The sequence below is a fragment of the Streptomyces flaveolus genome (assembly GCF_000716535.1).
GTDB lineage: Bacteria > Actinomycetota > Actinomycetes > Streptomycetales > Streptomycetaceae > Streptomyces > Streptomyces flaveolus_A.
In genome coordinates, this window is the sequence record NZ_JNWV01000027.1 from 1 (window position 1) to 22,567 (window position 22,567).

Below are 22,567 nucleotides of genomic sequence, written 5' to 3' on the forward strand. Positions count from 1 at the left end.
CAGCCGGTGGCCGTTCTTGTATCCGGACTCTCACTCCGACGCCGGGGCAAACGCCCGGATCAGGTGGGAACCCGTACACCACTTCTCAGGACGCAACCGGTCGGCCGCAGACCGCAGACCGCGAGGCTGGGGCCAGTCAGGCCGACACGCTGCGAACTCGTGCCGCTGGAACCGGTCCGGCCGACAGACCACAGATGGCATCCGCGAGGCTGGGGCCGATCAGGCCGGCAGATCGCAGACCGCAGACCGTGAGGCTTGAACCGATCAGAAAGGCAGACCGCGGCCCCGCGAGGCAGGGATCAATCAGCGTGGCAGACCGCAGACCCGCCAGGCTTGAACCGATCAGGACGGCAGACCGCGCCCCCCGCCCCCGAGGCAGGGGCCAATCAACGTGGCAGACTCCGGACCCCGAAGCAGGGGCCAATCAGTCCGGCGACCGCAGATCCGCGACGCCGGGACCGAGCAGGCCGACAGACCGCAAACCGCAGACCCGCCAGGCTTGAACCGATCAGCCCGGCAGACCGTGGCCCCCAGGCAGGGGCCAATCCACGCAGACTCCGTACCCGGAGGCCGGGCCGATCAGGCCGGCGACCGCAGATCCGCGACGCCGGGACCGATCAGGCCGGCGGACCGCAAACCGCAGAGCCGCCAGGCCGGGACAGATCAGGCCGGCGGACCACAGACCGGAGAATCCGCCAGGCCGAGGCCGATCAGGCCGGCGGGGACGCGAGCCAGTCGAGCAGGATTCGGTTCGTCTCGTCCGGGCGTTCCTGCTGCACGAAGTGCCCGCATCCGTCCAGGATGTGCGAGCCGAGCAGCCCCGGCAGGGTCTCGGCGGAGGCCTTCAGGGCGCCGGCCGGCCAGGCCGGGGAGGCATCCCGCTCACCCCCGATGAACAGCGACGGCTGCGTGATCGGGGCGCCCGCGTGATCGGCCAGGTCCGCCCAGTCCCGGTCCATGTTCCGGTACCGGTTCAGGGCCCCGGTCGTCCCGCTCCGCTCGAACTCACCGGCGTACACGTCGAGGTCCCGCTCCCCCAGCCAGGACGGCAGTACGCCGACCGGGAAACGGTCACGCAGAGTGCCGCCGGGGCTGACGAAGTAGGGGGCGGGGGCGCCCGGCGCGGGCATGGTGTCGGCGGACAGGGCCGCGTAGAAGCCGGCGAGCCACCCCCGCACGTCGGGCTCGATCTCGGCCTCCGCGCGGCCCGGCCGCTGGAAGTACGAGACGTAGAACTCCTCCCCGCCGCCGTCTCCGGTCCCGTCCCCCGCCATCGTCGCGAAGACCTCGCTGGGCCGCGGGCCGCCCGGCGGGGTGTACGGCACGCTCAGCAGACCCACGGCCCGGAACACGTCCGGCCTGGTCAGCGCGGACACGGCGGCGATCGACGCGCCCCAATCGTGCCCGACGACCACCGTGGACCGCTCACCCAACGCCTCCACCACGGCGACGTTGTCCGCGAGCAGGTCCAGCATCCGGTACGCGTCCGCGGACTCCGGCTTGGACGAACGCCCGTACCCACGCACGTCGATCGCCACCGCCCGGTAACCGGCGGCGGCGAGCACCGGCAACTGGTGACGCCATGCGTACCAGGACTCCGGAAAGCCGTGCAGGAGCAGCACGAGGGGGCCCTGATCGCCTTGCTGCACGGCGTGGGTGCGGCCGGCGGCGGTGGGGAGGAGGTGGTGGGTGAGGGCGGTGCCGCCCGGAGTCCCGGCGGAGGCTGCGGGGGCGGCGCTGGGGGTGGTGGGCGGCATGGGGCCTTCTGGTGATGGTGTGCCTGCGCGAGCCGAATCTGCGGTGTGGGTGGTGCCGGTGTGGTCGGCCCGGGTGGGGCGCCGGTTCCGTGCAGTCGGTGACGGGGACGATCATCGGTCGGGGCGCGCGGTCGGTGACGGAGCCGGGCGGACCGTCGGCGCCGGGCCGCGGCCCAGCGGTGTGGGCGGGCCGTCGGTGCCGGGCTCGTGGCTCTGGGGGCGGGCCGCCCGTCGGGACGGTGTGCGCGGGCGCGCCGGTGTCCGACGGCTCGCGCTCGGACGGTCGGTCGGGGCCCGCGCGACGATGATCCGCTGGACGGGTCCGGCGAGCACGAGGGTTGTTGCCCGTTCGGCAAAAGGCGACGGTGTGCGAGGGCACCGCGGCCGGCCGCCTCTGGGTCGCCGTCGAAGGCGCCCGCACACGCCGACGGCCCACCTGCTGGTCGCAGGTGGGCCGTCGGTCCGGGTGGGCGATACTGGGTTCGAACCAGTGACCTCTTCGGTGTGAACGAAGCGCTCTCCCACTGAGCTAATCGCCCGGGCGCAGGAAGAACATTACCCCATGTCAGGGGGTGCCTCCGACCGGAGCGGGGCGGCGAGGGCCGTCCGCCCCGGAAGTTCCGTCACTGGTCCTTGATCTTCCACGGCATGACGAAGCCGAACTTCCACAGGTAGATCCCGGCGAGCACGCCGATGATCACCAGCCCGATCACGGTCAGTGCGATGTTGCGGCGGCGCACCTTGGGGTCGAGGGCCCGGTGGGCCGCCTCGGTGACCTTGCGCTTGGTCCAGCGGAGCACGAGCTGGGCCCAGACGAACTCGGTCGCCCAGATGGCCATGCCCCCGAAGATCACCACCCAGCCGGGCCCGGGCAGCGGCAGCATGACGATCCCCGCGCCGACCACCGCGAGGCCGACCACGAAGACCCCGACCTGCCAGCTCAGGTGCAGGAGCCGGCGGGCCTTGATGAATTCCGGCGCGCGTGAGCCGAGCCCGCGCTCGGCCTCGTGCCCGGCCTGCTGCTCGCCCTCGGGCCGGTCCGTCCTCGCCTCGTCCGCTGCCACGGCGACCTCGCCCGGCTCGTCACTCCCCGTATTCATACAGACAAACCCTACCCGAGTGAATCCAGTCACTGGAATGGTCGTAGGTCTGGTACGAGTTCTCGGCCGGAAGAGTTACGTAAACACACGCAAAACCCTCAGAGGGGTTTACAACGGCACCGTAGGTGGCATGTCGATTTCGCCGACGTGCGAATCCCCGAGCGCACACTGAGCGAAAGGCCCTGGCGCTTATGAACACCACGGTCAGCTGCGAGCTGCACCTGCGCCTCGTTGTGTCGAGCGAGTCCTCCCTGCCTGTCCCCGCAGGCCTGCGGTACGACACGGCCGACCCCTACGCCGTGCACGCCACCTTCCACACCGGAGCCGAGGAGACCGTCGAGTGGGTGTTCGCCCGCGACCTCCTCGCCGAGGGGCTTCACCGGCCCACCGGCACCGGCGACGTCCGCGTCTGGCCATCCCGCAGTCATGGTCAGGGCGTCGTGTGCATCGCCCTCAGCTCCCCGGAGGGGGAAGCCCTGCTTGAGGCCCCCGCGCGGGCCCTGGAGTCCTTCCTGAAGCGAACCGACGCCGCCGTGCCGCCCGGCACGGAACACCGGCACTTCGACCTGGATCAGGAGCTCTCGCACATCTTGGCGGAGAGCTAGGTCGCGGCCCTTCCGAGCAGCCCGGCGCCGTCCACTCGGGGAGACGGCTCGGGCCAAGACAACCGCATACGGCACAGGCCGGCGCCGTCACCGTGAGCGTCACGGAGGCGGCGTCCAGCTGTGGGCGCCCGGCTGCGCTCCGTGTGCGTCCGACCGCGCTCCGTCCGGGTGGCCCGGCGCGGGAACTCCCGGGGGACGGGCCGCGTTCCACCGGCGAGCGAGAGGTCGGGCACACACGGGTGCGGTGGGCGCGGTTGTCGCTACCATCGGCCAGCATCGGCGGGCGCCCGCCCGACCCCCAGGCCAGGGAGCGAAACGTGCTGATCACCCACGACACCCGGTGCGCCCTCGACACCGTGGTGGATCTGGTGAACACCGCGCCGGAGGACGACGCGGCGGCGGACGGACTGCCCGATGTCCCGGCTCTTGCGGATTTCGTACGAAGCCACAAGATGAGCGATGTCGGATTGCTCTCGGAGTTCGACCTCTCCGCGGTGCGCAGGGTCCGGGCGCGGTTCGCGGCGATCTTCGCGGCCCCGGACGCCCGGTCCGCCGCAATGATGATCAACGAACTGGTCGCCGCGGCGGGCACCACGCCCCGTCTGACCGACCACGACGGCTATGACTGGCATGTGCACTACTTCGCCCCGGGTGCTTCCGTGGCGGACCATCTCGCCGCGGACTGCGGGATGGCACTCGCCTTCTTCGTCGTGGCCGGCGAGCAGGAACGGCTGCGGCGCTGCGAGGCACCGGACTGCCGGCGCGCCTTCGTGGATCTGTCCCGCAACCGCTCGCGCCGCTACTGCGACAGCCGCACCTGCGGCAACCGTCTGCACGTCGCCGCCTACCGGGCCCGGCGCAAGGAGGCGGCGGGCTGAGAAGACGACGGGCCGAGAAGGCGGCGGGCCGAGGTGTTCTCCGCCCGCCCCGGTGCGACGTCGGTCCCGGCGGGTGGCGCCGGGACGGACGTGTACGGCTCACAGCAACAGCAGGTCGTGCAGCGCAGCCATGAGCAGCAGACACCCGATCACCGCAAGGAAGATCATCAGCGGTGGCTGGGAAAGGGCGAAGAGGCACCCGCGCGGCTCGTCCTTCGGCGGCGCGGCCTCGCTCTGTTGCGTGTCCAGCATCTCGCGGCCGATGATGGCGCACCCGACGGGCCGTCCGCGATCAACGCTCACGGATCTTGGGGAGTTCGCCGAATACCGTGAGGTCTCGTTCGGGTCGTGAACGATTCCGGACGTCCACTGACCCACTGTGTCGTTTCAGCGAGTCATGTGACTGTCATATGCCGTGCTTCTTCAAGATGGCCTCGATGTCGCTGAAGTCCTCGGCCGAGTCGGCGGCCCGGGGCGTGCCGGTCCGCGGCCCGGCCGTGGGGCGCGCCATGGGCCGGGGAGCCTCGCCCAGGGACGGCGCCGAGGCCGCGGGTGCCACCGCGTCCCGCCCGGCCGCCTCGCGACCCGCACCTCCGCGCCGTCGCTCCACGGCGCGGGTGCCGGCGAACAGCAGCCAGGCCGCGCCCAGCACTCCGAAGCCCGCCCAGGCGGTGGGGCTGAGGGCGGTGTCGGCCAGCCAGCCGACGACCCCGGTCATGACCAGGCCGATCGGCACCAGCGAGTAGGCCGCGAGGCGGGCCGCCGCCAGGAAACGCTTGCGGTAGGCCGTGACCACCGCGATACCCAGGCCCGCCGCGGACACGGCGGAGCAGACTGTCTCGGCAATCATCCGTCCTCCTGGCGGGCTCGTTCGTCGCTTCCATCGTGCACCGCCCCGTGCCCGCGATGCCATGCCCCAGCCAGACATCAGGGACATCTCCGGGTCACCTCCTACGGAAGTGCCGGTCCTGGTCAAAGCCCGGAGTGCTCCAGGTCAAAGCCCGGAGTACCGGTCCTCGGCCCCCGCGGGCCGGCCCAGGTCCCGATTGGGTCGCCCGGCCCCGGCCTGGAAGACTGGTGGCCATGAGCGACTCCTCCCCCGCACGCACCGAAGCCCTCGTCCTCGACGTCTGGTGCGAACTGCAGTGCCCCGACTGCCGCACCGCCCTGGAAGACGTCCGCGCCCTGCGCGCCCGCTACGGCGACCGACTGGAGCTGCGGCTGCGGCACTTCCCGCTGGAGAAGCACAAGCACGCCTTCGCCGCCGCCCAGGCCGCCGAGGAGGCGCTGGAGCAGGGCAAGGGCTGGCCGTACGTGGAGGCCGTGCTGGAGCGGGTGGAGGAGCTGGACCGTCAGGGAGAACCCTTCCTGGTCGAGGTGGCCCGGGAACTCGGCCTGGACGCGGAGGAGTTCGACACGGCGTTGATCGACGGCCGGCACATCCTGGCCGTCGACGCCGACCAGGCCGAGGGCAAGGCGATCGGCGTCACGGGCACCCCGACGTACGTCATCGACGGCGAGCGCCTCGACGGGGGCAAGAGCCAGGAGGGCCTGCGCGAGCGCATCGAGGAGATCGCGGACCGGCTGCTGGCCGGCCGGGAGGCCTGACGGAGGGCGGGGCGAGGCTCCGGGCGGCTGACGAGGGCCCGGCGGCTCGCGCCCCGTCGCTCCACGGCACGCGGCAGCGGCACGGGCACAGGCGCGGGAACGGGCACGCGCAGTCCTACAGCAGCGGCTTGCTCGCAGTCCTACAGCAGCGGCTTGCTCAGGGAATGGGTCACCGTCTCGTAGCCGAGCGACGCGTACAGCCGCTCGGCCGGGGTGTTGCCCGCGAACACGTTGAGGCCGAGGACCGTCCGGCCGGCCTCGATCGCCTGGCGCTCCGCCAGCAGCATGAGCGTGCGGCCGTGTCCTCGGCCGCGGTGGGCGGCGTCGGCCTCCACGTCGAACACGAACGCCTTGGTTTCCTCCAGGGCCAGCCAGAGGGTGCCCACCCGGACGCCCGCGTGCTCCAGCACGCTGAAGAGCACGCCCTCGGTCGCGAGCCCGTGCGGCAACAGCCGCGCGTGGTCGTCGCGGGCCTTGGCCCGGGCCGCGGCCTCGGGGATGCCCCGCCCGATCCACCCGCGCGCGTACCGCTCGCTCTCCGCCTCCTGCCAGGCGGCGAACTCGGCCTCGGTCATGGGTCGCGCGTGGCTGCCCGGGGGCAGCGCGGGCGGGGTGCTGCCGAGGCGTTTCTCCATGCCGCGGTTGCGCACCGTGTAACCGAGAGCTCCGAACAGGCGCAGCGCGGCGTCCGCCGTGGCGGGCACCACCGCCTCCATCTGTACGCAGCCCCAGGCGCGGGCCGCCTCCTCCGCGGCGAGCGCGGCCACGGTGCCCCGGCCACGCCGCCGGTCGGGCTCGGCGATCCGCAGGTCGATGAGGCGGGCCACCGAGGCGCCGAGGGACGGCGAGGTGCCGAGGTGGATCTCGCCGACGGGACGGCTGTTCACGCACACCGCGTAACGGCGGGAACGGGATCCGTCGGGGTGCTGCTGGAGCGGCTCGGCCGGCCGCAGGGTCGTGGTCATCACAGGTGTTCTACCCACGACGACCGCCCGCGTCAGCCCGTTTTCCGGCTCAGGGTTCCAGGTTCCGTCCGGCCTGCTCGTCGAAGATCCGCATGGCCTCGGCGGCCACCGGGCCCCCGGCGCCGGGCAGTTCGCGGTCGTCGATCTGGTGCAGGGCCTGTACGTCCCGCAGGGTGGAGGTCAGGAAGACTTCGTCGGCGCGCTGGAGGACGTCCAGCGGCAGGTCGGTCTCCTTGGCGCCGACCCACTCGATCACCAGGGCCCGGGTGATGCCGGCCAGACAGCCGGAGGTGACCGGCGGGGTGTGGATCTCGCCGTCCAGGACGACGAAGACGTTGGACCCGGTGCCCTCGCAGAGCTGTCCGACGGTGTTGCCGAACAGTGCCTCGGAGGCGCCGTGTTGGTGGGCGCGGGCCAGGGCGACGACGTTCTCGGCGTACGAGGTGCTCTTCACGCCGGCGAGGGCGCCGCGTTCGTTGCGGGTCCACGGGACGGTGATCGCCGCCGTGGAGTCCGGGCGGCGGCTGGTCCCGCCGACGGCGACCACGAGGGTCGGGCCCTGTTCGCCCCGGTCGGAGCCGAGTGGGCCGTGGCCGCCGGTGTAGGTGATCCGCAGCCGGCCGAGCGGCACCGGGTCCGCCTCCAGGACGGCCGTACAGGCGCGGCGCACCTCGTCGTGGTCCGGGTCGGGCAGGCCGAGGCTGCGGGCCGAGCGGGTCAGCCGGTCCAGGTGCCGGGTGAGCGCGAACGGTGTGCCGTGGACCGCCTTGACGGTCTCGAAGACGCCGTCGCCGACGGTCAGCCCGTGGTCGAGGACGGAGATCCTGGCGGACTCCATGTCCCGCAGCTCGCCGTCCAGCCAGATCCTCACAGCAGCGCCCCCTCGGTCTCGTCGTACGTCCCCGACGCTACCGCGAGCAGCCGGGACGCTTTCAGCTCGGTCTCCCGCCACTCCCCTTCGGGGTCGGACCCCCAGGTGATGCCGGCTCCGGTGCCGAAGCGCAGGGCGCCCGCGGCGCGGTCGATCCAGAAGGTCCGGATGCCCACGGCCAGCTCGGCGGTGCCGCGGTCGGCGTCCACCCAGCCGATTCCGCCGCAGTACGGGCCGCGCGGTGCCGTCTCCAGCGCCTCGATGATCCTGAGGGCGCTCGACTTGGGGGCGCCGGTGACCGAGCCGGGCGGGAAAGCCGCGGCCAAAAGCTCCGGCCAGCCGGCGTCCGCCCGCAGCTCGCCGCGGACGGTGGAGACGAGGTGGACGAGCCCCGGGTGCTTCTCCACGGCGCACAGGTCGGGGACGGTCACGCTGCCGGTCGCGCAGACGCGGCCGATGTCGTTGCGGACCAGGTCCACGATCATCACGTTCTCGGCGTGGTCCTTCTCCAGGAGGTCCGCCTCGGTGCGTCCGGTGCCCTTGATCGGTCCCGACTCGACGGTACGGCCGTCCCGGCGCAGGAACAGCTCGGGCGAGGCCGTGGCGATCTCCACGCCGTGCTCCGGCAGCCGGATCGTTCCCGCGTACGGCGCCGGGTTGCCGCGGGCCAGCAGGGCGGTCAGGGCGTCCACGTCGGCGTCGGGGCCGACCGGCGCGCTGAGCACGCGGCAGAGGTTGGCCTGGTAGACCTCGCCGGCCGCGATGTGCTCGCGGATGCGGTGGACGGCCGCCGTGTACGCGGCGCGGTCCAGGGAAGAGGTCCAGCCCCCCGGCCGCGGGCCGCGCCAGCCGCCGGGCACCGGCGCGGGCACCGGCTCCTCGCGTACGTCCGCGAAGCGCGCGCAGGTCAAACGGCCCTCGAAGTCCGCGCAGACGGCCCAGAAGCCGGTGGAGTCGAGGGCCGCCGGATCGCTGGTGACGTCGAGGAGGCCGGTGGCGACGCGGTCGCCGAAGCGGGCCAGCGGGGGGAGTCCGGGTGGGTGGTGGAGCACGTGGTCGAGTCTAGGGCGGGTGTCCGGGAGGTGGCTCCGGGATGTCCCGGAGGAGGTCCTGGCCACGGGGTCCGCCGGGTGCACCGCAGCACGCTGCGCAAACGCGTTTTTGTACTGGCCCGGGAATCCGCTAGAGTTCAACACGTCGCCGGGACGCGGGAGCGGACCGAAACGACAAGCGGACGTAGCTCAGTTGGTAGAGCGCAACCTTGCCAAGGTTGAGGTCGCGAGTTCGAGCCTCGTCGTCCGCTCGAAGGAGAAGGGGTCGTCCCGATCCCCTTACACTCCTGGTGGAGTGGCCGAGAGGCGAGGCAACGGCCTGCAAAGCCGTCTACACGGGTTCAAATCCCGTCTCCACCTCCAAGGACGATTAGCTCAGCGGGAGAGCGCTTCCCTGACACGGAAGAGGTCACTGGTTCAATCCCAGTATCGTCCACTGGATCTTCGGATCCTGGGTCTTCTCGAAGATCCCACCCGCGCGATTAGCTCAGCGGGAGAGCGCTTCCCTGACACGGAAGAGGTCACTGGTTCAATCCCAGTATCGCGCACTGCCTGTGACTCTCGGGTCACAGCCCGCGGACGATTAGCTCAGCGGGAGAGCGCTTCCCTGACACGGAAGAGGTCACTGGTTCAATCCCAGTATCGTCCACACAGCAAGGAGCCCCCGGCCGTCTCGCACGGCCGGGGGCTTCTGCGTGTGCTCAGCTGGAGAAGAGCATGTGGCCGAAGCTCTTGTGGCGCTGGTGGCCGTAGTGACCGTGACCGCCGTGGCCGCCGTGCGGGGCGCCCCAGGCGGGCGCGGGCGGGGCCGCCGGATAGGCCTGCGGGGCGGCGGGCGGGGGCGGCGCGGCCGGCTGCGACCACTGGGCCTCCAGGCGGGTCAGCGCCTCCAGCTCGCCGTAGTCGAGGAATATGCCGCGGCAGCCGCTGCACTGCTCGATCTGGACGCCGTTGCGGTTGTAGGTGTGCATCGGCGCATGGCACTTCGGACACTGCATGGTCGGCTCAACTCCTCGCCGGTCGGTCCTGCTCAGGTGTTTCCCCAGGACAGACTCCGTCCGGCCCCGGGCGGTTGCAGCCTAGTCCCGGAATCCGGGCGCGGACCGAGGGGGGCGCGGCAGGCCGGCGGGGACGGACGGCATGCGCGCGCAGGCGTCCACCACGGCCTGTTCCACCTCGTCCAGCGGGCGGCCGGCGGCGAGCGCCTTGGTGACCGCCAGGGCGGCCGTCTGCACGGTGAGCGCGCGGGCCGGGACGTCCAGGGCGGTCCAGGGGTCGCCGTCCACGGGTACGGCCGGGCCGCCGGCCTCGCGGTAGGCGGTCAGGAAGCGGGTCCACTCGTCGGGCGGGAGGAGTCCGCAGGCGTACCAGGCGGCGGGGCGGGCGAGGTCCCAGGCCGGGACGCCGGCACCGAGGTCGTCGACGTCGATCAGCTTCCACGGGCCGTCCGGTGCCGGGTGCCGGACGAGCTGGCCGAGGTGCAGGTCGCCGTGGCACAGGGCCGACGGGCCGGGCATCGGCGCCTCCGCGCGGGCCCAGGCGGGCAGGGCGGCCCAGGCGTCCAGGACGGGACGGGCGACCGGGTGCGCGGCTGCTCCGGGCGTTCCGCGCAGGGCCGCGCGGAGGCGGTCGAGCGCGCGGGCGGCTTTGGCGGGGCCGCGCATCGGGGGGAGGCCGGCCGGGACGGGGGTGCGGTGCAGGCGGGCGAGGAGGGTGGCGGCGGCCTCCCAGGGGGCGGCGTCCGGGTCGTCCGGGTCCACGGGGACGCCGTACGGCCAGAAGGTCACCGGGCGGTCGTACAGGGTGGCCGTGTCCCGGGTGAGCGGGGGCAGGAGCAGGTCGGGAACGCCGGCTGCCGTCGTGACGCGGAGGGCGAGCGCGACGGGGTCCGTGTCCGGGGCGTGGGCCTTGGCGACGGTGGCGTCGTGACGGACGACGGTGGCGTCCTGGCGGTCGGCGAGGGGGGTGCTGCGGCAGGAGCAGGGGGTGGTGGGGGTACGGGGGTGCGCCGCGGCCTTGGCCTGGTCGGCCAGCGCGGATATGAGGGCGGGGTTGCCGGTGTCGGTGTCTGCGGTCAAGGGGGCCTCGGGCGGGGTGGGGTGTCGGGGCGAGGGTACCGGGGCGGCTGGGGCTCACGGCTGTGCGGCGCGGCGCGCTGCGGTTCCCCAGGAGCGCGGGGAACCGCGCGGAGTGCCCCCACGCGTCCGCAGCCGGCATGCGACCCGCGTGCCGACGGCGCCTGGGAAACGGCCAATGCCGGCGCAGCTCCCCAGCTGCGCCGGCATTTGTGCCGTCCGCCGTACCCCCGTCCCCACGGGGTTTCATGGATGGATGTCCCCGCCCGGACCGCTCTTCCGGGCCTGGGGTCGCCGCTCAGCGCCCCAGCATCGCACCCACGGACGACGCCTGTGTGGCCACCGTCTCCCAGCCGTCGAAGACGAGCAGGAGCAGGGCCGCCAGGGGAAGGGCCATGAGCGTCGCCACCAAGGGGTGGCGACGGCCCGTCCGGCGGGGGGCGAACGCCGTGCGTCGCGGTGCCGTGTAGGCCATGGTCCCTCTCCTGACCGTGTCGGTTGTCGTCGGCAGCGGCGGGTGTCTGACCTCGGGGGACGAGTGCTGCACCCGCCGCTTGACCTCAAATCTAGGCGCGCGGCGACCACCGGGCGTCATGCCCGCGTACCGATTGCCGGGCCTCCATGAGGATGAGCCATGACCTGCGATGTACTCCCCTGGGTGGAGGCGCGGGCCGGTGTCTCGGGGTCTTCCCGGAGGGGTAGCCCACTCTGTCCCGTTATTTCCGACGCGCTCTATGGGGTGAGTTGAGTGACTTCGATCACTCCCGTCCGGGTCGGCGGGGGTGCCGGGGGTGGATCGAGTTCCGGGGCGCGGGCGCGGCGGCAGGTCGCCGCCGGCCACGGGCCGGTGGGCGTGCGTACCCGTGCACCGCAGCCCAGCAGGACGGCAACCTCCCTGCCGCGCCGACCGGTTGAGGCCACCGGTGGCGCGAAGTCGCCGCGGGCGGGAGCTTGCTGACCGGGTTTCACCTCCCCCGGACGGCCGACACAATCCATCCGGCCCAGAGGGCGCGGCCTCTGCGCGCAGGCGGCCGTGGAAACGTAAGCTGTGCCACGTCACAGGGACCGGGCAGCGGGGATGAACATGGCGATGATGCGCCTGAGGCGCGAGGACCCGCGCGTCGTCGGCTCGTTCAGGCTTCACCGACGGCTCGGCGCGGGCGGGATGGGCGTGGTCTATCTCGGCTCCGACAAGAAGGGGCAGCGGGTCGCCCTGAAGGTGATCCGGCCCGATCTGGCGGAGGACCAGGAGTTCCGGTCGCGGTTCGCGCGCGAGGTGTCGGCGGCGCGGCGGATCCGGGGCGGGTGCACGGCCCGGCTGGTCGCCGCGGACCTGGAGGCCGAGCGGCCGTGGTTCGCCACCCAGTACGTACCGGGACCGTCCCTGCACGACAAGGTCGCCGAGGAGGGCGCTCTCGGCGCGGCGGACACGGCGGCGATCGGCGCGGCCCTGTCCGAGGGGCTGGTCGCCGTGCACGAGGCCGGGGTCGTCCACCGGGACCTGAAGCCCTCCAACATCCTGCTGTCCCCGAAGGGGCCGCGGATCATCGACTTCGGCATCGCCTGGGCCACCGGGGCCTCCACGCTCACCCACGTGGGCACGGCCGTCGGCTCCCCCGGCTTCCTCGCCCCGGAGCAGGTGCGCGGGGCGGCGGTCACACCGGCCACCGACGTCTTCTCGCTGGGCGCGACCCTGGCGTACGCCTCGACCGGCGACTCGCCGTTCGGGCACGGCAGTTCCGAGGTGATGCTGTACCGGGTGGTGCACGAGGAGCCGCAGCTCCACGGCGTACCGGACGCGCTGGCCCCGCTGATCCGGGCCTGCCTGGCGAAGGACCCCGACGAACGGCCCAGCACGCTCCAGCTGTCGCTGCGGCTGAAGGAGATCGCCGCCCGGGAGGCGCAGGGCCTGGACGGCGTACGGCCGCCCGCGCCGCGTGCCGCCGAGGCGGACCGGCCCACCGGGCGGCTCGCCGACACCTACCCCGAGCAGCAGCGCACCCAGCGGCGCGCCTCCCCCGGTACGCCGCTGCCGCGTGGCGGCACCCCCGCCCGGGGCGGTGCGCCCTCCGTGTCCTCCCGGGGCGGGGTGTCCGCGCGCGGCGATGTGCCGTCCCGTGGCGGAGCGTCCTCGCGCGGCGGGGTGCCCTCACGCGGTGGCAGCGGTGCGCGCGGTGGCGGTGCCGCGACCTCCCGGCCGGGTACGGCGCGCCCCACCCCGGTGCCGCGCGGCGGCGGCCCGCGCTCCGGTGGCGGCCGGCCCGCTCAGCGCGGCGGTTCCGGTCGGCCGGGGCAGCGCCCGACGGGGAGCCTACGGCGGCCGGCCAATCCGCGGCTGCTGCGGCAGCGGCTGTTCGTGTTCGTGGTGGTGACGCTGCTCGTGGCGCTCGGGATCGCGGTGGCCCAGGGCTGCCAGGGCCCCGCGCGCGGTCTCGGCGACGACGGCGTCCCCCAGCAGCAGCACACCCGGCCGGAGCACTCGCCGCTGGGCGACGTGACGTTCGTACCGAACCCGAACAGGTCGGCCGTGAGCCGCGACGCCGGCAACTGAGGGCCGTCCGCGAGGGTTCAGCGGGCGCGGGTTAAGGCCGGTCAGGACTCCGGCCGGCCCGTGGCCACCGCGTAGAAGGCCACCGCGGCCGCCGCGCCCACGTTGAGCGAGTCGACGCCGTGGGACATCGGGATGCGGACCCACTCGTCGGCGGCGACCAGCGCCTGCGTGGACAGCCCGTCGCCCTCGGCGCCGAGCATGAGCGCCACCCGGTCCATCCTGTGCGGGGCGGCCTCGTCGAGGGTGCGGGCCTTCTCGTCCGGGGTGAGCGCGAGCAGGGTGAAACCGGCCTCGCGGACCGAGTCCAGGCCCTTGGGCCAGGTCTCCAGCCGGGCGTACGGCACCGAGAACACCGCGCCCATGGAGACCTTGACGCTCCGCCGGTACAGCGGGTCGGCGCAGTCGGGCGACAGCAGCACCGCGTCCATGCCGAGGGCCGCCGCCGAGCGGAAGATCGCACCGATGTTGGTGTGGTCGTTCACCGACTCCATGACCACCACCCGGCGGGCGGAGCGGAGGAGTTCGCCGGCCGTCGGCAGCGGCTTGCGCTGCATGGAGGCGAGGGCGCCGCGGTGGACGTGGTAGCCGGTGACCCGTTCGGCGAGTTCCGGGCTGACGGCGTAGACGGGCGCGGGGAGTTCGTCGATGACGTCGCGCATGACGTCGATCCACTTGGCCGAGAGCAGCATCGACCGCATCTCGTAGCCGGCTTCCTTGGCCCTGCGGATGACCTTCTCGCCCTCGGCGATGAACAGGCCCTCGGCGGGCTCGCGCTTGCGGCGCAGCTCGACGTCGGTCAGGCCCGTGTAGTCGGCGAGGCGCGGGTCGTCGGGGTCCTCGACGGTGATGAGATCGGCCACAGGGTGATACTGCCTTGTCCTGGGTGTGGTGCCAACGGCTGGGAAGGGGTGGGTTACCGGCGGGTTACGCGTGATCAGGCCAAGGTCACGCCGAGGGCTCCGGGCCGACCCGCACCACCTCGCCGATGACGATGACCGCCGGGGGCTTCACGTCCTCGGCGCGGACCGTCTCGGCGACCGTGGCCAGGGTGGCGTCCACGCGCCGCTGCGCGGCCGTCGTCCCCTCCTGCACCAGGGCGACCGGTGTCGCGGGCGACTTGCCGTGCGCGACAAGCGTCTCGGCGATCTTCCCGATCTTGTCGACGCCCATCAGGACCACCAGGGTGCCGGTGAGCCTGGCCAGCGAGGGCCAGTCGACCAGCGAGCGCTCGTCGTCCGGCGCCACATGGCCGCTGACGACCGTGAACTCGTGGGCGACTCCCCGGTGCGTGACCGGGATGCCGGCCGCGCCCGGCACCGAGATCGAACTGGAGATGCCGGGGACCACCGTGCACGGGATGCCGGCCTCGGCGAGCGCCTGGACCTCCTCCATGCCCCGGCCGAAGACGAACGGGTCGCCGCCCTTGAGCCGCACGACCGCCTTGCCCTGCTTGGCGTGCTCGACGAGCGCGTTGTTGATGGCCTCCTGGGCCATGTAGCGGCCGTAGGGGATCTTCGCCGCGTCGATCACCTCGACGTGCGGCGGGAGTTCGGCGAGCAGGTCGCGCGGGCCGAGCCGGTCGGCGATGACGACGTCCGCCTCGGCGAGCAGGCGCCGGCCGCGGACCGTGATCAGGTCGGGGTCGCCGGGGCCGCCGCCGACCAGGGCCACGCCGGGGGTGCGGGTGCGGTGGTGCGGGGCGACGAGGGTGCCGTCGCGCAGGCCCTCGACGACCGCGTCCCGGATGGCCGCGGTGTGCCGGGGGTCGCGGCCCCGCGCGTGCGTGGTGAGTACGGCGACGGTGACGCCCTCGCTGTGGCCGGTCGCCGGGGTCCACGCCGTCGCCTGGTCGGCGTCGTCGGAGCGGACGCACCAGACGCGGTGGCGCTCCGCCTCGGCGGAGGCGGCCGCGTTCGCCGCGGGGTCGCTGGTGGCGATGAGGGCGTACCAGGCGTCGGCGAGGTCGCCGTCCTCGTACCCGCGCCGCACCCAGGTGATCTCGCCGGTGTCCGCCATGGCCTCGACCGAGGGGGTCGCCTCCGGGGAGACGAGGACGATGTCCGCGCCGGCCGCGATGAGCGCCGGGAGGCGGCGCTGGGCGACCTGGCCGCCGCCGAGAACGACCACGCGACGGCCGGAGAGGCGGAGGCCTACGGGGTATGCGGGGTGTTCGGCCATGAGGGGCGGCTCCTCGTGCAGCGGTGCGATGGGCGCGCTGCACCTTCGGAGCGGCCCTGACGTGCAGATTTTAAGCTGTGGGCAGGGCACAGGACACGGGTGGTCCGACAGCTGAACACCGGACCACCCGTCCCGCGGGGCCTACTTCTCCGTGACCCCCGCCGAATCGAACGTGGCCACCTCGTGCATCGCCCGCGCCGTGCTCTGGACCAGCGGCAGGGCGAGCAGGGCGCCGGTGCCCTCGCCCAGGCGGAGGTCCAGGTCGACCAGGGGGCGCAGGCCCAGCTTGTTCAGGGCCGCCACGTGGCCAGGCTCGGCGCTGCGGTGGCCGGCGATGCAGGCCGCGAGGACCTCCGGGGCGATGGCGCGGGCCACGAGGGCCGCCGCGCCGGCGCTGACACCGTCCAGGATCACCGGCGTACGCAGCGAGGCGCCGCCGAGCAGCAGGCCCACCATGGCCGCGTGCTCGAAGCCGCCGATCGCCGCGAGGACGCCGATCGGATCGGCCGGGTCCGGCTGGTGGAGTTCCAGGGCACGGCGCACGACCTCCGTCTTGCGGGCGAGCGTCTCGTCGTTGATGCCCGTGCCGCGCCCCGTCACCTCCGCCGGGTCGGCGCCGGTGAACACGGAGATCAGCGCGGCGGACGCGGTGGTGTTGGCGATGCCCATCTCACCGGTGAGCAGCGCCTTGTTGCCGGCCGCCACCAGGTCGCGGGCGGTCTCGATGCCCACCTCGATGGCCGCCCTGGCCTCCTCACGGGTCATCGCGGGTCCGGTGGTCATGTCGGACGTACCGCCGCGGATCTTGCGGGGCAGCAGGCCCGGGGTGGCCGGCAGGTCGGCGGCCACGCCCACGTCCACGACGCACACCTCGGCGCCGACCTGACTGGCGAAGGCGTTGCAGACGGCGCCCCCGCCGAGGAAGTTGGCCACCATCTGGGCGGTGACCTCCTGCGGCCAGGGGGTGACGCCCTGGGCGTGCACGCCGTGGTCGCCGGCGAAGATGGCGACGGCGGCGGGCTCCGGGATCGGCGGCGGGCACTGCCGGGACAGCCCGCAGAGCTGTGCGGAGATGATCTCCAGCATGCCGAGCGCGCCGGCCGGCTTGGTCATGCGCTTCTGGCGCTCCCATGCCTCACCGAGCGCCTTGGCGTCGAGCGGGCGGATCTGTGCGACGGTCTCGGCAAGCAGGTCGTGGGGTTCCTCTCCGGGCAGGGCGCGGCGGCCGTACGTCTCCTCGTGCACCACCCAGGACAGGGGGCGTCGCTTGGACCAGCCGGCCTGCATCAGCTCGGGCTCGTCCGGGAACTCGTCGACGTACCCGACACACAGGTAGGCGACGACCTCCAGGTGCTCGGGCAGGCCGAGCGCGCGGACCATCTCCCGCTCGTCGAAGAAGCTGACCCAGCCGACGCCGAGGCCTTCGGCACGGGCGGCGAGCCAGAGGTTCTCCACCGCGAGCGCCGAGGAGTAGGGCGCCATCTGCGGCTGGGTGTGACGGCCGAGCGTGTGCCGGCCGCCGCGGGTGGGGTCCGCGGTGACGACGATGTTGACCGGGGTGTCGAGGATGGCCTCGATCTTCAGTTCCTTGAACTGCTTGGCCCGGCCCTTCGGCAGCGACTTGGCGTACGCCTCGCGCTGCCGCATCGCCAGTTCGTGCATCGTCCGCCGGGTCTCGGCGGACCGGATGACGACGAAGTCCCAGGGCTGCGAGTGGCCCACGGACGGCGCGGTGTGCGCGGCCTCCAGGACTCTGAGCAGCACCTCGTGCGGGATGGGGTCGCTGCGGAAGCCGTTGCGGATGTCGCGGCGCTCGCGCATCACCTTCAGGACGGCCTCGCGCTCGGCGTCGGCGTAGCCGGGTGCGGCGGGGCCCGGGGACTGTCGTGCTTCCGCCACTGGGACCGCGCTCTCTTCCTGGTCGGCGGCCCTGGTCTGCAGGTCCTCCGCGTGCTGGACGACATCGGGGGTGGGCACCCCGGCCGGCTCGCCCTCGCGGGGCGCGGGCACGACGAGGGGGTGCGGCGGGGTGGGCGCCAGGTGCGGGGTGGTCGGCACCTGGCCCTCCACCGGCACGAACTCCCCGAGCGGCCGCGGATCCGCCCCCACGGGGAGCCCGGAGGGCAGCGGCTGCTCCGGGTGCTGCGCGTGCGGGGCGTCGGGTACGTCGGTCCCCGGCGCCGCGTCCGGGTGCGGGACGGCCTGTGCGGCCGGGGCGTCGGTGGCGTGCGGGACGCTCTCGGCGAGCTGCGGACCCTGGAGCACGACCGGCTCGACCACCTCGACGGCCTCGGGGGCGCCGGCACCCACGGAGGGGGCGGGTACGGCGGTCTGCGCCGGGTTCGCCCGTGCCGCATCGGCGTGGGGGGCCTCAGCGGGCACGGGTACGGCTGGGACCGGTGCCTGGGTGCCGTCGGCGTGGGGCACCTCCGCGGCCGGGGTGGCGGGCTGCGGCGTCTGGGGGGCGGCCGGGTCGGCGCCGTCGACCGCCACCTGGGCGACCGGCGCGTCGAGAACCTGGGCGGTGGCCGCGTCGGGAGCCGCGACCTCGTTCCGGGCGGCAGCCGCGGCGGTGGCTTCGCCCGCGCCGTGGGGGGCGACCGCATCGGGCGACTCGACCGCGCCCTGGGGAGCGACGGGGGCGTGGGCCTCGGCGGGAAGGTGGGGCTGGGCGGCGCCGGCGGCGTGCGCGGCGGCAGCCTGCTGGGCTTCGGCGCTCTGCTCGGCGCCGGTCGGCTGCGCAGGGTGGGCGGGCTGCGGCACCTCGGCGAGCTGCGCGTCGCCGGCAACCTGCTGCGCCCCTTCGGGCGTCTGCGCGCCGCTGTTGGCCTGCGGGGCGTCGGCCGGCTGCGGAGCACCAGCAATCTGCTCGGCGCCGGACGGCTGCGCGGCATCGGCGGCCTGCGACGTGCTGGCGACCTGCCCGGCATCGACGGCCTGCGGCGCCTCGGCGGGCTGCGCGTCGCCGGCGACCTGAGCCGCGTCGGCAGCCTGCGGCGCCTCGGCAAACTGCGCACCGTCGACGGCCTGTACCGCGTCGGGAGCCTGCTCAGCAACAGGAACCTGCGCAGGGTCGGCGGGCTGCGCGGCAGCCTGCGGAGCCTCGACACTCCGGGCACCACCGGCAGCCTGCGCCACGTCGGCAACCTGCGCCACGTCGGCAGCCTGCCCGACAACAGCAGCCTGTGCGGGGTCGGCGAGCTGCGCCGCGTCCGTAGCGTCCACAGCGGCCACCTCCCCGGCAGCCGGGGCCGGCCCGGCATCGCTGGGCTGCGAAGCCTCGCCCGGCTGTGCGCCATCGGCTGTCTCCGCCGGCGCCGGCGGCTGAGCCGTCGCCTCGGCAGGCGCACCGGCGACCGGAGCCGCGTCCGCAGCCCCCTCGGCACCGGTGGTCTCCGAAGGCAGCGCGCCGGCCGGTGCGGCCTGTTCCGGCGCCGTCTCGGCCGGAGCGCTCTGGTCCGCCGAGTCCGCCCCGGCGGCCTCCGGCAGCGGGGGTACCTGACCGGCCGCGGTCTGCTCGGCGCCCGCTTCAGCTCCCCGCACACCGCCCGGAACCCCGGCGACCTGCGCCGGCCCGGACTCGGCGTCAGCGGTCTGTACGGCCTGACCCGCCGGGTTCGCCTCGGCCGCGGGCGCCGCGTCGGCGACGGCACCGCCCTCACCGGAAGCCACGTCCGCCCCGGTCACGCTCATCTGGGCAGCCTCCGCACCCGGCTCCCCTAGAGCCTGCGCGGCCTCGGTGCCCTGCGTCGCCGGTGCCGTGTACACCCCGTCGTGCGCGTGGACCGGCTGGACCCCGTCGTGGCCGTGGACGACCTGCACGTGGCCGGTGTCGCCGGTCGGGGACGACGCCTGGCTGGTGAGGCGGGCCACCGCCGCCTGGGCCGCGTCGGACGGGCCAACCGTTTCGGCAGCCGGGGCCTGGGTGGCGACCTGGGCCGCGCCCCAGGGGGCAGCGCTCTGCGGGGCTGCCTGGGACTGGGCGTCGAGGTATTCGGGGCCGCTCGCCGCCGGTCCGGGCTGCCGCACCGGCGCTCCCGCGGGGCCGCGGTCGGCGAGGGAGCGGACCGGGCTGGCGGAGGTGTCGGGGATCGGCGGGCCGAGGTGCAGCGGGCGGCGCGGCGGCTGCGGGGCGGCCGTCGGGTCGTGCGGCGCCGAGAGGATGGGTGACGGCGGTACCGACGCCGGGCCCGTGTCGGGCAGGCGGACACCGCTGAGGTCGACGGAGCCGCTGTCACGGCCGGACGTCTCGTGCGGGCCCGGCTCGTGGACGGCTTCCACCACCGGTTCCGGAGCGGGTGGCGGCACCTCGTTGCCCCACGCGCCCTGGGCACCCGGCAGCAGCAGGTCTTCGTCCTCGGCGGGAGCCTCGGAGAGGTAGGTGTACGCACCGTGCGCGGGGACGCCCGGCTGCTCCACCATGCCTGCGCTCTCCGGCTGCCCCTCGCCCGGGACCTGGCCGGTGTCGGTCATGCGTACCCCTCGCCCATCGGTTAGTGCTCCTACGACCAGCTCACCCGGAACGGCGCACCGACCGCCCGCAGTGAAGAACGAGCGTCCGTGCCCAGCGGCACGACGACCCGCCGGAAAAGGCGACAAAGCCATTCAGTGGCATTGTCCCGGTCGTCGCACCGTCGCGACAGCAAGATCCGCGACAGCCCGCTGTGGACTGCGCCACGTTGCGCGTCCTCCGGTTCCGCCGTACCACACCCACCCCAAAACGGGCGCGCGTTCCGGACATTGGTGAACGAAGTTCGGCCCACCGGTGCGGTACAACGATCGGCCAGCCTACCGCGCGCGGTACGACAACAGGATCACGGGGCGCGGTCCGGAAGCACCCCGGTGAGCAGGAACGCAACGTTCCGCTCGGTCTCGGTCCAGGCCCGGGTGTCGAGTTCGACGGACTGGAGCAGGGCGCACTCGACCCGGTATCCGTGCTCGGCCAGGTCGCGGCCGACGCGTTCGGCGGCGTCCCGGGTGGCGGCGTGCGTGACGATGCGCTGCGGGCGCCGGTCGGCGACCGCGGAGACGACGGCCGGTCCCCCGCCACCGACCCGTACGACGTCCGGTTCGTGAAGGTTTTCGAGGACGTGCGGGGCGCTGCCGTGCACGATCTGGAGCTGGACGCCGAAGCGGCGCGCGGCACTCTCGGTGCGGGCGCAGGCAGCCGGGTCGTGGTCGACGGCGATGACGGCCGCGCCGGCGCGCGCGGCCTCGGCGGCGAACGCGCCGCTGCCGCAGCCGATGTCCCAGACGAGGTCGCCGACGCGGGGCCCGAGGCGCGCGAGTTGGGCGGCGCGCAGCAGTTGGGTCTCGCCCTCGCCGAGACCGCCGGCCGGTCCTGCGTCGTAGCTCTGGTCGGGCTGCACCCAGCCGCGCGGGCCGGCGCCGGGGTCGCGTCCGGCGATCCAGCCGCCGCCCTCCTGCGCGGCGGCCGGTCCGCCGATGACGATGACGACGTTGGGGTCGCGCCAGCTGTGGTCGGCGGCCTTGTCGGAGGTGACGACGCTGACCTGTTCGCGTTCGGTGCCCAGTTCCTCGCAGATGACGAAGGTGCGGTGCACGCCCTCCAGGAGGAGGCCGAGTTCGGCGGGGCCGGCGCCCGGCGAGGTGAGGACGGCGACCTTGGTGTGGGCGCGGCACACGTTCACGGCCCGGCGCAGGGTGCGCGGGTGGGCGACGACGACCTGGGCGTCGTCCCAGGGCATGCCGGCGCGGGCGAAGGCGGCGGCGACGGAGGAGACGGCGGGGACGACCTCGACCTCCAGGCCGAACTCCGGCGCGCGCAGGGTTCGGACCACACCGAAGAAGCCGGGGTCGCCGTCGGCGAGTACGACCGCGGTGCCGCGGTGGGCGGCGATGCGGCGGGCGGCCAGGGCGAGGCTGCCGAGGCGGACGCGTTCGGCGGTGGGCGGGACCTCGGGCAGCGCCAGGTGGTGGGCGGCGCCGGCCACGAGGGTGGCGGCGCCGAGGGCGGCCCGTCCCGCGTCGGTCAGCGGCGAGCCGTCCCAGCCGATCACCGTGACCCGGTCGGCCATCGTCGTCAGTCTCCCGTGGTTCTGCGCAGGTCTTCGAGGGGGGAATGCCCGGGGCGGGCTCCGTGAGGGTACCTGGTGAAGCTCGGAAGGCTCAGTTCCAGTCCGAGTACGACGTGAAACCCCCGGTGTCGGCCAGCTGCTCGCCGACCCCGGCGAGGTCCTCCGGGAGCAGGCTCCAGACGATGACGTCCGTGCGCACCTCGGTCCAGGCACCGTCCTCGGTCCTGGCGCGGGCTATCCAGGCGTTGCGCAGGACGCCCTCGCTGATGCAGCCGATCTTCTGGGCCACCTGCTGGGAGGCGGTGTTGTCGGCGGCGGTGCGCAGTTCGAGCCGTTCGAACTTCTGGTCGTGGAAGAGCCACTGGGCGGTGGCGAGGACGGCTTCGGAGGCGTAGCCCTCGCCGCGCGCCCAGGGGGCGATGACGTAGGCGATCTGGCTGGCGCGGACGCGCCAGTCCGTGTTCCTGAGGTGGACGATGCCGACGAGCCTCTGGGTGAGGAACTCGGTGACGGCGAGGACTATGCCGCGGCCCTCGGTGCGTTCGTCCGGGGCGACGCGGGTGATCCACCGGTGGGCGTCGGCCTCGGTGTAGGGGTGGGGGACGGTGGTCCAGGCGACGACCTGCTCGTCGTTCATCATGTCGGCCAGGGCGGGCACGTCGTCCTCGTCGAGGGGACGCAGCACCAACCGCTCCGTGCTGATGGAGATGTTGGGGAAGGTGCTCGTCATGCGCCGCTCCGTAACCTTCGGAAGTTCCTCGAAAGACCGTCAGGACCGTCAGGTCTGCTGAACTGCCCAGCATGCAGCATGAAACCACTGAACCGCACGACGGGGTCCACACCCGGTGAGGGAGTGGACCCCGTGCGTCGCGAAACGCCGTGTGCGCGC

At 73.8% G+C, this 22,567-nt stretch carries 19 protein-coding genes and 6 tRNA genes; 9 read left to right on the forward strand and 16 right to left on the reverse strand.

Features of this window, described 5'->3' with window-relative positions; genetic code table 11:
- Positions 1-710: 710 nt before the first annotated feature.
- The 3 genes from OO52_RS27540 to OO52_RS27550 all read right to left on the reverse strand — a co-directional run bounded on the left by OO52_RS27540 (position 711) and on the right by OO52_RS27550 (position 2,857).
- The gene (locus OO52_RS27540) at positions 711-1,757 is read right to left on the reverse strand and encodes an alpha/beta fold hydrolase (RefSeq protein WP_051819138.1); all 1,047 of its coding nucleotides are present in this window, start codon (positions 1,755-1,757) and stop codon (positions 711-713) included.
- Positions 1,758-2,224: 467 nt separating this feature from the next.
- A tRNA-Val gene (locus OO52_RS27545) sits at positions 2,225-2,296 on the reverse strand.
- A gap of 84 nt (positions 2,297-2,380) precedes the next feature.
- Positions 2,381-2,857 (reverse strand): TIGR02611 family protein, encoded by a 477-nt coding sequence (locus tag OO52_RS27550; protein ID WP_030659076.1) that lies wholly within the window; start codon positions 2,855-2,857, stop codon positions 2,381-2,383.
- A 191-nt stretch (positions 2,858-3,048) separates the two neighbouring features.
- On the opposite strand from OO52_RS27550, the gene OO52_RS27555 reads away from it, so the two are divergent.
- Together OO52_RS27555 and OO52_RS27560 are read left to right on the forward strand one after the other, a co-directional pair.
- The gene (locus OO52_RS27555; protein WP_004002642.1) at positions 3,049-3,462 is read left to right on the forward strand and encodes an SsgA family sporulation/cell division regulator; all 414 of its coding nucleotides are present in this window, start codon (positions 3,049-3,051) and stop codon (positions 3,460-3,462) included.
- Positions 3,463-3,779: 317 nt separating this feature from the next.
- Positions 3,780-4,340 (forward strand): CGNR zinc finger domain-containing protein, encoded by a 561-nt coding sequence (locus tag OO52_RS27560; RefSeq protein WP_030659075.1) that lies wholly within the window; start codon positions 3,780-3,782, stop codon positions 4,338-4,340.
- Between the two features lie 99 nt (positions 4,341-4,439).
- Here OO52_RS27560 and OO52_RS27565 read toward each other — a convergent pair whose 3' ends face one another.
- Together OO52_RS27565 and OO52_RS27570 are read right to left on the reverse strand one after the other, a co-directional pair.
- Positions 4,440-4,643 (reverse strand): hypothetical protein, encoded by a 204-nt coding sequence (locus OO52_RS27565; protein WP_037631165.1) that lies wholly within the window; start codon positions 4,641-4,643, stop codon positions 4,440-4,442.
- A gap of 103 nt (positions 4,644-4,746) precedes the next feature.
- A complete protein-coding gene (locus tag OO52_RS27570) occupies positions 4,747-5,190 on the reverse strand; it encodes a hypothetical protein (protein ID WP_030659074.1) in 444 nt (147 codons plus the stop codon).
- A 233-nt stretch (positions 5,191-5,423) separates the two neighbouring features.
- Between OO52_RS27570 and OO52_RS27575 the strand changes: the two genes are divergently transcribed.
- A complete protein-coding gene (locus OO52_RS27575; protein ID WP_030659073.1) occupies positions 5,424-5,948 on the forward strand; it encodes a DsbA family protein in 525 nt (174 codons plus the stop codon).
- A gap of 140 nt (positions 5,949-6,088) precedes the next feature.
- Here the strand turns inward: OO52_RS27575 and OO52_RS27580 are convergent, their stop codons facing one another.
- Genes OO52_RS27580 through OO52_RS27590 form a run of 3 tightly spaced genes read right to left on the reverse strand, consistent with a single transcriptional unit; the run spans position 6,089 to position 8,836 of the window.
- Complete coding sequence (locus OO52_RS27580; protein ID WP_030659072.1) at positions 6,089-6,913, reverse strand: GNAT family N-acetyltransferase; 825 nt, start codon at positions 6,911-6,913, stop codon at positions 6,089-6,091.
- A 49-nt stretch (positions 6,914-6,962) separates the two neighbouring features.
- Positions 6,963-7,784, reverse strand: a complete 822-nt coding sequence (locus OO52_RS27585) for an aminotransferase class IV (protein ID WP_030659071.1) — start codon at positions 7,782-7,784, stop codon at positions 6,963-6,965.
- Positions 7,781-8,836, reverse strand: coding sequence for a chorismate-binding protein (locus OO52_RS27590; protein WP_030659070.1), 1,056 nt, complete (start codon positions 8,834-8,836; stop codon positions 7,781-7,783). The genes OO52_RS27585 and OO52_RS27590 overlap by 4 nt, the downstream gene beginning before the upstream one ends.
- 178 nt (positions 8,837-9,014) lie before the next feature.
- On the opposite strand from OO52_RS27590, the gene OO52_RS27595 reads away from it, so the two are divergent.
- The 5 genes from OO52_RS27595 (at position 9,015) to OO52_RS27615 (ending at position 9,485) form a co-directional block, all read left to right on the forward strand.
- A tRNA-Gly gene (locus tag OO52_RS27595) sits at positions 9,015-9,087 on the forward strand.
- Between the two features lie 38 nt (positions 9,088-9,125).
- A tRNA-Cys gene (locus tag OO52_RS27600) sits at positions 9,126-9,199 on the forward strand.
- A gap of 1 nt (position 9,200) precedes the next feature.
- A tRNA-Val gene (locus OO52_RS27605) sits at positions 9,201-9,272 on the forward strand.
- A 40-nt stretch (positions 9,273-9,312) separates the two neighbouring features.
- Positions 9,313-9,384: transfer RNA gene (locus tag OO52_RS27610), tRNA-Val, on the forward strand.
- A 29-nt stretch (positions 9,385-9,413) separates the two neighbouring features.
- Positions 9,414-9,485: transfer RNA gene (locus OO52_RS27615), tRNA-Val, on the forward strand.
- Positions 9,486-9,537: 52 nt separating this feature from the next.
- Here OO52_RS27615 and OO52_RS27620 read toward each other — a convergent pair.
- The 3 genes from OO52_RS27620 to OO52_RS51700 form a co-directional block, all read right to left on the reverse strand.
- A complete protein-coding gene (locus OO52_RS27620) occupies positions 9,538-9,834 on the reverse strand; it encodes a zf-TFIIB domain-containing protein (protein ID WP_078877259.1) in 297 nt (98 codons plus the stop codon).
- A gap of 81 nt (positions 9,835-9,915) precedes the next feature.
- Positions 9,916-10,914 (reverse strand): phosphotransferase family protein, encoded by a 999-nt coding sequence (locus tag OO52_RS27625; protein WP_030939337.1) that lies wholly within the window; start codon positions 10,912-10,914, stop codon positions 9,916-9,918.
- 295 nt (positions 10,915-11,209) lie between these two features.
- Positions 11,210-11,386, reverse strand: a complete 177-nt coding sequence (locus OO52_RS51700) for a hypothetical protein (protein WP_030654904.1) — start codon at positions 11,384-11,386, stop codon at positions 11,210-11,212.
- Between the two features lie 603 nt (positions 11,387-11,989).
- Between OO52_RS51700 and OO52_RS27635 the strand changes: the two genes are divergently transcribed.
- A complete protein-coding gene (locus OO52_RS27635) occupies positions 11,990-13,462 on the forward strand; it encodes a serine/threonine-protein kinase (protein WP_030654902.1) in 1,473 nt (490 codons plus the stop codon).
- Positions 13,463-13,503: 41 nt separating this feature from the next.
- Here OO52_RS27635 and OO52_RS27640 read toward each other — a convergent pair whose 3' ends face one another.
- From OO52_RS27640 to OO52_RS27665, 5 genes are all read right to left on the reverse strand, one after another.
- Positions 13,504-14,322 (reverse strand): TrmH family RNA methyltransferase, encoded by an 819-nt coding sequence (locus OO52_RS27640; protein WP_030654900.1) that lies wholly within the window; start codon positions 14,320-14,322, stop codon positions 13,504-13,506.
- An 85-nt stretch (positions 14,323-14,407) separates the two neighbouring features.
- On the reverse strand, positions 14,408-15,640 hold the full coding sequence (gene cobA / locus OO52_RS27645) for a uroporphyrinogen-III C-methyltransferase (RefSeq protein WP_030654897.1): 1,233 nt from the start codon (positions 15,638-15,640) through the stop codon (positions 14,408-14,410).
- 141 nt (positions 15,641-15,781) lie between these two features.
- On the reverse strand, positions 15,782-20,113 hold the full coding sequence (gene cobT, locus OO52_RS47945; RefSeq protein ID WP_078966017.1) for a nicotinate-nucleotide--dimethylbenzimidazole phosphoribosyltransferase: 4,332 nt from the start codon (positions 20,111-20,113) through the stop codon (positions 15,782-15,784).
- Between the two features lie 341 nt (positions 20,114-20,454).
- Complete coding sequence (gene cbiE, locus OO52_RS27660) at positions 20,455-21,678, reverse strand: precorrin-6y C5,15-methyltransferase (decarboxylating) subunit CbiE (RefSeq protein WP_030654891.1); 1,224 nt, start codon at positions 21,676-21,678, stop codon at positions 20,455-20,457.
- Positions 21,679-21,769: 91 nt separating this feature from the next.
- Entirely contained in the window at positions 21,770-22,408 is a 639-nt protein-coding gene (locus OO52_RS27665; protein ID WP_030654888.1) for a GNAT family N-acetyltransferase, read from the reverse strand.
- Positions 22,409-22,567 lie beyond the last annotated feature (159 nt).